Source organism: Anaerolineae bacterium (assembly GCA_025062375.1).
Taxonomy (GTDB): Bacteria; Chloroflexota; Anaerolineae; order SpSt-600; family SpSt-600; genus SpSt-600.
Window position 1 is genome coordinate 1 of the sequence record JANXAG010000053.1, and the last position, 9,545, is coordinate 9,545.

Here is a 9,545-nt window from a genome sequence, read left to right on the forward strand (position 1 = left end):
AATGGCTATGGTGGCTTCACTCTTACAGAAAGGCGATGACCAAAAAGCGAAGCAGTTAGTGATTTATCTTCCAAAGATAGAAGTTCGGATTGTCCCGCCATCGGCTGCTTTTTCTTTTAAAGCATTCATGCGTTACAGAAGCGTGCCTGCAATAGAGTCGGCTGGTGGTATGGATGAGACGGGCAGTTTTTACCCTTCCCGTCCGCATACACGAGAATACTCCCTATTTGCTGACGACCTTGTTATCTTTGTCGGTTTGCCAGAAAACAGCATAAAAGAAATTGCCAAAGAAGCCCTAAAGAACATTCGCTACCTCGGTTGCAAAGATTCATTAGTTTGGTGTCAAAGCGTGAACGAAGTAGCACCTGACATGGTAGAACAAGAAGCGACTGCATCACGATTTGAAGAGGGCAAGGCAGGTGCTGTTGTGCTCCTTGCGGATTTTGACAAAAATGCAAAAATACAAGACCTGAAAGAAATTATTCCAGGGCAAAGAAAAGAAGAGCATTATCAGCGTCCCGTCCCACCTTTCATCGTCCCTGGTCGGATTACCACAAAAGGGAAAACGCGCTTGTTTATTAGGAAACAGCAGGAAGAAGCGAATTAAAACTTGTCTCAACAGCGTCAAGTTCAGGGGGTCAATTTGATGGAAGGTCTCATAGAAGATGAAGAATTCGAGCAACTGCGAACTAATGGCGTCAAGGTTAACTATTGGGCGATTTGTCATCGCAAGGTTTGGCTCTATGCGAAAGGTTTGCGAATGGAGCCGCTATCAGACCGTGTTGCGCTTGGGCGAATTTTGCACGAGCGTGCTTACCCCGATATGCCGAGAAGAGAAGTTCTCGTTGACAACCTAATCAAAATTGACCTGATTGAACACGAAAGCAAGTTGCTTGAAGTGAAACATTCACGCAAACTCGTTGACGCTGCACGGTTGCAAGTGGCTTACTACCTGCTTTACCTGAAATGGCTCGGTGCAGGTGAGTTGGTTGGCGAATTGCGTTTCCCGAAAGAGCGACGCAAAGAGGAAGTTCGCTTGACACCTGAACTGGAAGCGCAAGTTGCCGAAGCGCTCAGAGACATTCAACGCATTGAACAATTGCCATCACCGCCGCAAGTTGACTTTATGCCCATATGCCGAGTTTGCGCCTATTGCGAACTTTGTTGGGGGTAAAAATTTTTGGAGCAAGTACTTAAATGGCGCAGAGCTACTATATATTTCGCAGCGGTAGATTAAAGCGGAAGCAGAATACTCTGTATCTGGAGCAGGAAATTGAAGATGGGCAGATTCGACACCAGCCTATCCCCATAGAAAATGTGCGCGATCTCTACCTCTTCGGCGAAATTGACCTCAACACAAAACTGCTTTCGTTTCTCGCCCAACACGGGGTGGTTGTTCATTGCTTTAACTACTACGGTTTTTATTCGGGTAGCTTTTACCCCAGGGAGAACAACGTCAGTGGACACCTTTTAGTCCGGCAAGTTGAACACTATCTTGATTCCCAAAAACGCATGGCTATTGCGAAGGAGTTTGTCCACAGCGCTCTCTTTCACATCCGCCGCAATTTGAATTATTACCGCAATAGAGGTAAAAAGGTGGATGAAGCCATAGATGTGGTGGAAGCCTCCATGGGACGGTTGCAAGAAGCTCAGGATGTGCTTGAGCTCATGAGGGAGGAAGGCCAGGCGCGAGAGGCTTACTATAAAGCCTTCAACGAAATTCTGGAGTTGGAAGAACCCTTTGAGAAAAGGGTAAGACGCCCTCCCGATAATATGGTCAATGCTCTGCTTTCCTTTGGCAATAGCCTCTTATACGCAGCAACCCTCTCGGAGATTTACGTCACTCAACTTAATCCTACCGTAAGCTATCTTCACGAACCTTCAAAGAGGCGCTTCTCCCTTGCCCTTGATATCTCTGAAATTTTCAAGCCCCTCATAGTGGACCGCACCGTCTTCCGGGTTATAAACAAGGGGGTAATAGGGGAGGAGGACTTTGAAGCAGTTGGGGAAGTAAAAGGGATTTACCTCAAAGAGGAAGCGGCGAAAACCTTTGTGCGAGAATTTGAAAGTTCTCTGCAGGAAACTGTAAAGCACAGGAAACTTAACCGTCATGTTTCCTACCGCCAGCTTATAAGGCTCGAAGCTTACAAGCTTATCCGCCATCTCTTGGGGATGGAAAGTTACAGGGCTTTCAAGGTTTGGTGGTGATGTATGTTATAATCGTTTATGACGTGGAACAGGAAAGGGTGACAAGGGTTTGCCAGCTCCTTCGCCGATTCCTACACTGGGTTCAGAATAGTGCGTTTGAGGGGGAACTTACTGAATCGCAGCTGGAGACCTTAAAAGTCAAACTTAAGGAAATCCTGGACCTTGAAAGAGATAGCGTTTATATTTATCGTTTCCCCGACAAAAAATTCGTGCGAAAGGAAGTTATAGGCCAGGAAAAGGCACTGGTAGAGGTCGTAATATGAGGGTGCGGGTGACTTTGCAGGCCGAGGGCTCCATATGGGTTCCATGGCATTACCCGGAATGGCTTCAAGGTCTGATCTATAAAAACCTTAAGAAATCCGCACCCGACCTGGCATTTCGCCTTCATTCCGAGGGCTTTGTAGCGGGGAGCAAACGCTATAAACTCATAACCTTCTCCTGGCTTTTCCCAAAGTCAGCAGTTCAGAGGGAGAATGGCCTTTTAATGACACCCCCGATAAAGTGGTGGATATCCTCGCCCCTGATCGCGGTCATAGAAGCCTTCGTGTACAGCCTCCTTGCCTGGCCCGAAATCAAACTGGGTAAACAAAAACTATTTGCAGCGGTAGTTCAAACAGAACCTATATTCTGTCCAGGAGATACCGTGATCTTTGAAACCCTTTCCCCCATAGTAGCATCTACTGGAGTAATCGAAGGCGGCAAAATGCGCAAGATCTTCCTCTCCCCAGAAAGTCAGGACTTCTCACGGGTCATAACCGAAAACCTTCAGCACAAAGCACTGGCCCTCTGGGGGGAGAAAATTCCAGAAGGCACCGTAGAGATGAAGCCACTGGAGTACTATCCTAAGCTTGTCACTATTTACGGCACAAAAGTGCGCTGCTACGAAGGAGTTTTTGAAGTTAAAGGCCATCCTGAACTGATAAAATTGGGATACGAAGCAGGCTTTGGGGAAAGAAATTTCCAGGGGTTCGGAATGATGCGCTTCAAAGCCCGGGAGGTGGTCCATGAAGCCCAAGATCCTTCTTATAGACGACGATCCCAAAGAAGTGGAACACCTCAGCGAAATCCTTAAACTTAACAACTATGAAGTTGCCGGAGTTACGAACCCGGAAGAAGCCCTTACCGCTGTCTTTCTGGAAAACCCGGACCTCATAGTTCTGGACATAATGATGCCGGGCATTTCCGGCTGGGATATCTGTTCCAGGATAAGAGAGTTCTCCTCTGTTCCAATCCTGGTGCTTACATGCCTTTCAAGAGATGAAGATAAAATCCGGGGCCTTGAGCTGGGAGCTGACGATTACCTCACCAAACCCTTCAATCCCCGGGAATTTATTCTTAGAATCGGAAAACTTCTGGAAAGAACCACCCCCTCTCTCCAGGAAACGACGGTAGAGGTAGGAGATTTAAAGATTGACCTGGTGGGAGGTAAAGCCTATAAAGGCGGGGAAGAAATTCACCTTACAAAGCAGGAAAAACGACTCCTCTTTTACCTCGTTCGCCATCGGGGCAGAACCGTGCCTCACGATGAGCTTCTGAGGGGAGTATGGGGGGCCGGCAGCGAAGGAGACTTGAACCTTCTCAAAACTTACATCCACAGGGTCCGGGTCAAGGTAGAGGATGACCCCCAAAAACCCCGTTACATTCTCACAGACAGAGGTGTGGGCTATCGCTTCGCTACAGTTTCAATGTAGAATCAAGGTAAACCTTATCCGGGCAACCACTAGAAAGCGGTAAGCGTCCGGAAGACAAGAGATGCCGGACATGGGTGGAGAGTTTAACTCCCCCGGTGTGGGCCTCTTTATCCGCTAAAGGTTTGCTCTGAGTTTGTTAAAATTTCGGAAAGTCCATTGCTGGGTTGCAGTCACATTATCTGAGGAGGCGTTTTCCCCATGACTGTCAGGCCCTGGATGAGATATCACCATCGTTAACGTGAGCGGAGATCAGGAAATACAATGTCTTGCGCGATCGCTGATTTTGTTCTATCATCCTCCTGACCGGAGGACGGATGGGGCATAAAAAGAGGTGGTCAATTATCCTTATAATGCTTTTAGCCTTTGCGTTGAGAACTCTGAGGCTTGATTTCCAGCCCTTGTGGTGGGATGAAGGCTACAGCGTTTACTTCGCCTCTATGAACCTGCAGGAGATGATGGAAGCTACTTCCCTGGATATTCATCCGCCTCTTTACTATGCCCTCCTCCATGGCTGGATAGGGCTTGTGGGAGCTTCGCCTGTAGCTCTCAGGCTTCTATCGGTACTGGTTGGAACCCTCACAGTACCCCTTTTCTATTTCTTTTCGCGGCTCCTTACAGGGGAGAAAACAGCCCTCGTCGCCGCGTTGCTTCTGGCTATTTCCCCTTTCCATGTCTACTACTCCCAGGAAATCCGAATGTATGGACTCGTAACCTTACTGGGGCTCGGAGCTACCGCATCTTTGTTCCTGGTCTTGAAAGGAAAGTATGCCCTGACTCCTGCTTATGCCCTTTTATGTGCGCTGGCTCTCTACACCCAGTATTACGCCGTTTTCGTCCTAATGGCTCATATGGCCATAATCTTCGGTTTCTGGCTGAAGGATAGAACCTGGCCCTGGAGGGCGTTCCTGGCTTTGCTTGGCGCCTCCTTCCTCTACCTGCCCTGGGCGTTCTACGCCGGAGAAAGGCTTTACTTCTATGTGCATGGGAAAAAGGCTATAGAACAGTATTTGCCTCTATCCCTTCACTACTTCCTGGCCCGACATCTGGCAGCCTTTGGGATGGGGCACATGCCCCCTCAGCTTTCACCCTTTTTCTGGGCGGGCGGAGCTATCCTTTCGGCTCTTGTGTTTAAAGGGGTCTGGTCTCTCAGGGGCAATCCTTCGGCCCTTTTCCCACTTCTTTCCTACCTTCTGGTGCCCCTGTTGGGAGGTTTCGTGGTTAATCTCTTCTATCCATTTCATCCCCCTTACTTTGAGCGAATTTTCCTCATATCCCTTCCCCCCTATCTTCTGCTTTTAGGAGCTGGCCTCTGCGCTTCTGGGGTTAAAATTTCATTGGGCCCGACGGCGGCTCTGATGTTGGCTTCCCTTGTCAGTTTTTACTTAACCCCCCGCTATTCCCATGAAGATTACCGTCCGTTGGCCCGAACAGTGAGTGTCTTTTCCTCCCCTGATGATGTTCTTCTCTGCGTTTATCCCTGGCAAATCGGCTACTTTCTTAGCTATTGCCCTGAGCTTTGTCCGAAACCGATGCTGGTGAGTTCCCCTGAGTGGGGAGAAAAGGTGAGAAATCAGATAGAGGGTTTGTGGCGAGAAGGAAGGAAAATCTGGTTCCCTGCCTATCAGGCCAAAGGGGCGATCCTTGAAGGTCAGGTGGAAAGTTATGCTTTGGCGCAGGCTTTTATGGGGGTAAACAGGTGGTTTGGCTCTACAAGGTTACTGCTCTTTGCCCCGCCGGTCTCATATGCCTTTCAACCGGTGAAAGTTCGGTTCGGGCATAGGCTGGAGCTTGCAGGTTTAGCTTTGGTGGATAGGGAAGCGGAGGCCTCCCCCGGGGCTGTGAGGGTTGCGCTGCAGTGGGATAAGGTAGGGCAGGCTAACTTAGCCCTTCAATTGCGGCTGAGCGATTCTATCGGCCGAACCTGGGCTCAACAGGATTTTCCCCTTACCCTTTCAGACCGCTACGCTTTTCTTATCCCTGCCGGAACCCCACCGGGTAAATACGAAATCCGCCTTAAGGTTTACGAACCATTAACGGGAAAATCCCTGGACGCTTTTGATGGTCAGCCTCCCGAGCCCGAACCAGAGTTCTCCCTGGGTTCTGTTATAGTTAAGCCCCCATCTTTAACAGTCCCGGAAAGAAAGCTGGAAATGGCCGTTAGCCTCGGCGAAGAGCTCGGAGGGGAAGTTCGCCTCCTCGGTTACTCCATAAATTCCCGCAATTTATCCACCGGGGATGCCCTTCACCTCTCGCTGTTCTGGCAATCCCTGAAGGACCAGACTACCGATTATGTGGTTTTCGCTCAGCTTCAGGACGATAACAGGCGAATGCTGGCAGGAGCCGAGTCACCGCCTCTCTATCCCACTTCCCTCTGGAGCAAGGGCCTTTTGGTTCGGGATCTTCACACGATTGTGATTCCGGCCACGCTGAAGCCTGGAGTTTACAATCTCGTGGCTGGAATGTATAACCCCGCGGATGGCTCTCGCCTCGTTACCCCCGGTGGGGAAAATCAGGTGCTTATCACGAAGGTCAAAGTCAAGGGCAGACCTCACAGTTTTGAAAAACCATCCCCTGCCTTTAAGGCAGAAGCGACTTTTGGTTCTTTGGCAGAGCTTGAGGGGTATGATCTTGAGGCTTTAGCCCCCGATGGTGCGAGGTTTGTCCCGGAAGAGGGGATTTTAAGAGCAAAAGGGGGATGGGAGGTTCGCCTCACCCTTTACTGGCATCCCATCGGCACTACCGATAAGTTTTATTCTGTCTTCGTGCATCTGGTGGATGAAAGAGGGCAGGATGTAGCCTTTGGAGATGCTCCTCCTGCTGGCGGTCAAAATCCCACTACTTCCTGGATTCCAGGGGAATACATAACGGATCCTCACTCTCTGAAAATACCCGAAGGCCTTCCCCCCGGGACTTATTACCTTCAGGTGGGCTTTTACCTTCCCCCCTATGGCCCGAGGATTCCGTTGAGCGGGGGCGGGGATAGCTTAACCCTGCCTGGGGTAAAATTAATTTTGGAGGGAGAATAAAATGAGGGACTGCGTATTTTGCCGAATTGTCCGGCGGGAAGCGCCGGCTGAAATTGTATACGAGGACGAAAAAGCCATGGCTTTCATGGATATAAACCCGGTCACCCCTGGCCACACTCTCCTGATCCCGAAGGCCCATTTCCGCAACATCTTTGATCTAGATGAAGAGGTGGCATCTCACCTTATGAAGGTGGCGGTGAAGCTCGCTCCCATCCTTCGGGAGGCTATGGAGGCCGACGGCCTCAACATTCTCAACGCCAACGAACCAGCAGCTTTCCAGAGCGTTTTTCATTTCCATTTGCATCTTGTTCCCCGAACCTTCGGGGACGGGATAATGCCTCCCTGGATCCAGAAGCCTGGCAATCCAGCTCAGATAAGAGCCGCTGCCGAGAGGATAAGGAAAGTTGTGGAGGCAAAGAAGGTTTGGTCAGGAAAAGGCGATTAGCAATAGCCGGCCCCTTCGGACTGAGGGCAAAGGGGACTGCAAGAGCACGGATAATACCATTGGCTGCGAGCCTGGAGAGAAAAGGCTTTGAGGTTAAAGTTTTCCTCCCGCCGTGGGATTCGCCCTTTGATTCCGGTAGAGCCGAAGAAATTGGAGGGGTGGAAATCCAGCATCTGACGCTCCCCCGCAGGATTCCTCTGGTCTACCATCTTTCCATAGCCTTAAACCTCACCCGCCACTGTTTAGCCTGGCACCCCGACTTCGTATGGCTTTTCAAGCCCATAGGCTACACAGGCCTGGCAGCGGCTCTCCTCAAGCCTTTTGGGGCCCCGGTGGTGGTGGACGCCGATGATTGGGAGGGCAGGGGTGGATGGAGCGGGAAGAACCCATATCCATGGCTCTGGCGGGCCCTTATTCCCTTTCAGGAAAAGTGGGTTTTATCCCACGCTGATGCTGTAACGGTGGCCAGCCGAACCCTCCAATCCATTGTTTGGAGCATGGGGGTACCACCGATGAGGGTTCTTTACCTGCCCAATGGTGTTGAGCCTCTGCCTCACTTGGGCCCGGGGAGCCGGAAGGCTGTGGGCCTTTACACAAGGTTTGTGGAGTTTGCCCCCGAAGACCTCCTGGAAATCTGGCTCAAAGTCCTGGAAAAGGAGTCGGACACCGAACTCATTATTGTGGGGGAGGGTTTCAAAGGGGAAGAAAGGGACTTTTTGTCTCTGGCCCGGCAAGCGGGCCTTGAGAAGAGTGTAAAAGTAATAGGGTTTATGGATAGAAAGGAAGCCCTGGCTCTGCTGGGAGAATGCAGGCTGGCCATCTGGCCCAGCCGCGATAACCTCATCAATCGAGCCAAGTGCTCAGTCAAGCTGGCTGAGCTGGTAGCCATCGGTCTGCCAGTGGTGGCGGAAGATGTAGGGGAGGTTTCCGCTTATGTCCCCCCCGAACTTCTGGTGGAAAGTGGGCGTTACGGGGAATTTGCGGATAAAGTGGTGATGCTCCTGAGAGATGAAAGCTTAGCTCGGGAATTGGGGCTGAGAGGCCGGGAGAGGATATTAAATCGCTTCTCCTGGGATTTTCTGGCTGAGAAATTCGTCCGGTTTCTGGAGGAAGTGGGATTTGGCTAAAGTGGTGCTCAGGAAAGGAAGGGAAAAATCGCTCCTGCGCAGGCATCCCTGGGTCTTCTCCGGAGCGATAAAAAGGGTTGAAGGGTCATTTCAGGACGGAGACGTGGTGGATGTTGTGGATGCGGGTGGTAAATTTTTAGCCCGGGGTTACCTGAACACCCGCTCCCAAATTGTGGTCCGGGTCCTTACCTGGGAAGAGGAGGAGGTGAATGCTGGCTTCTGGCGAAAAAGGTTGGAGAGGGCCTTTGAAGCCAGGAAAGGCCTTTTCCTCCAGGGTTACAACGAAGCTCTCCGCCTCGTGAACGCCGAATCCGATGGCCTTCCGGGACTTGTGGTAGATAGATACGGCCACTACCTTGTGGTTCAGTTCCTTACCCTGGGAATTGAAAGGTGGAAGGAAACCATTGCCGACCTTCTCTGGGAGCTTTTGGAGCCCGAAGGGATATACGAGCGAAGTGATGTAGAAGTCAGAGAAAAGGAAGGCCTTGAGCTTAAAGCAGGCCTTTTGAGGGGGAAAGAACCTCCGGACCGATTGGAGATCCGGGAAAACGGCCTGAGGTTCTGGGTGGACCTGAAGAGGGGGCATAAAACGGGCTTTTACCTGGATCAGAGGGAAAATCGCTTGAGGTTCAGGGAATTTGCCGAAGGGAAAGAAGTCCTCAATGCCTTTTCCTACACGGGCGGTTTTGGAATTTATGCCCTTGCAGGAGGAGCCCGGCGAGTGGTGCATGTGGATTCTTCGAAAGAGGTGCTGGAGATGGCTAAAGCCAACGTTGAATTAAACGGTTTTCCTGTCAGGGATGAGGATTTTGTGGAAGGAGATGTCTTCAGAGTGCTCAGGGATTGGTGGGGTGAGGGCAAAGCCTTTGACCTTGTAGTGCTGGATCCTCCTAAATTTGCCCACTCTAAGGAGCAAATAGACGACGCCATAAGGGGATACAAGGACATAAACCTCATGGCCATGAGGCTTCTTCGGCCAGGGGGAGTAATTTTTACCTTTTCCTGCTCCGGTCTTGTCTCTCCTGAACTGTTCCAAAAAGCGGTCTTC

The 9,545-nt window shown here is 50.7% G+C and carries 10 protein-coding genes; all 10 read left to right on the plus strand.

Annotation, left to right across the window (positions count from 1 at the left end; genetic code table 11):
* On the plus strand, positions 1-607 hold a 607-nt coding region (locus NZ653_09535; protein MCS7287361.1), incomplete at its 5' end, for a hypothetical protein.
* 39 nt (positions 608-646) lie between these two features.
* Positions 647-1,174 carry a CRISPR-associated protein Cas4 gene (gene cas4, locus NZ653_09540; protein MCS7287362.1) on the plus strand — a complete coding sequence of 176 codons (528 nt, stop codon included), beginning with the start codon at positions 647-649 and terminating at the stop codon, positions 1,172-1,174.
* A gap of 23 nt (positions 1,175-1,197) precedes the next feature.
* Positions 1,198-2,208, plus strand: a complete 1,011-nt coding sequence (gene cas1b / locus NZ653_09545; protein ID MCS7287363.1) for a type I-B CRISPR-associated endonuclease Cas1b — start codon at positions 1,198-1,200, stop codon at positions 2,206-2,208.
* Positions 2,208-2,471, plus strand: a complete 264-nt coding sequence (gene cas2, locus NZ653_09550; GenBank protein ID MCS7287364.1) for a CRISPR-associated endonuclease Cas2 — start codon at positions 2,208-2,210, stop codon at positions 2,469-2,471. Before cas1b ends, cas2 begins: the two co-directional genes overlap by 1 nt.
* The gene (gene cas6 / locus NZ653_09555) at positions 2,468-3,280 is read left to right on the plus strand and encodes a CRISPR-associated endoribonuclease Cas6 (protein MCS7287365.1); all 813 of its coding nucleotides are present in this window, start codon (positions 2,468-2,470) and stop codon (positions 3,278-3,280) included. Before cas2 ends, cas6 begins: the two co-directional genes overlap by 4 nt.
* Positions 3,213-3,899, plus strand: coding sequence for a response regulator transcription factor (locus NZ653_09560; protein MCS7287366.1), 687 nt, complete (start codon positions 3,213-3,215; stop codon positions 3,897-3,899). The genes cas6 and NZ653_09560 overlap by 68 nt, the downstream gene beginning before the upstream one ends.
* 314 nt (positions 3,900-4,213) lie before the next feature.
* Entirely contained in the window at positions 4,214-6,925 is a 2,712-nt protein-coding gene (locus NZ653_09565) for a glycosyltransferase family 39 protein (protein ID MCS7287367.1), read from the plus strand.
* Position 6,926: 1 nt separating this feature from the next.
* Positions 6,927-7,370, plus strand: coding sequence for an HIT family protein (locus NZ653_09570; protein ID MCS7287368.1), 444 nt, complete (start codon positions 6,927-6,929; stop codon positions 7,368-7,370).
* A complete protein-coding gene (locus NZ653_09575; GenBank protein ID MCS7287369.1) occupies positions 7,349-8,497 on the plus strand; it encodes a glycosyltransferase family 4 protein in 1,149 nt (382 codons plus the stop codon). The genes NZ653_09570 and NZ653_09575 overlap by 22 nt, the downstream gene beginning before the upstream one ends.
* A gap of 1 nt (position 8,498) precedes the next feature.
* Positions 8,499-9,545: class I SAM-dependent rRNA methyltransferase (locus NZ653_09580; GenBank protein MCS7287370.1), on the plus strand; the 1,047-nt coding region annotated here is incomplete at its 3' end.

Coding starts and splice junctions, on each gene's coding strand:
- cas4 (MCS7287362.1), top strand. CDS start 647: ATGGAAGGTCTCATAGAAGATGAAGAATTCGAGCAACTGCGAACTAAT.
- cas1b (MCS7287363.1), top strand. CDS start 1,198: ATGGCGCAGAGCTACTATATATTTCGCAGCGGTAGATTAAAGCGGAAG.
- cas2 (MCS7287364.1), top strand. CDS start 2,208: ATGTATGTTATAATCGTTTATGACGTGGAACAGGAAAGGGTGACAAGG.
- cas6 (MCS7287365.1), top strand. CDS start 2,468: ATGAGGGTGCGGGTGACTTTGCAGGCCGAGGGCTCCATATGGGTTCCA.
- NZ653_09560 (MCS7287366.1), top strand. CDS start 3,213: ATGAAGCCCAAGATCCTTCTTATAGACGACGATCCCAAAGAAGTGGAA.
- NZ653_09565 (MCS7287367.1), top strand. CDS start 4,214: ATGGGGCATAAAAAGAGGTGGTCAATTATCCTTATAATGCTTTTAGCC.
- NZ653_09570 (MCS7287368.1), top strand. CDS start 6,927: ATGAGGGACTGCGTATTTTGCCGAATTGTCCGGCGGGAAGCGCCGGCT.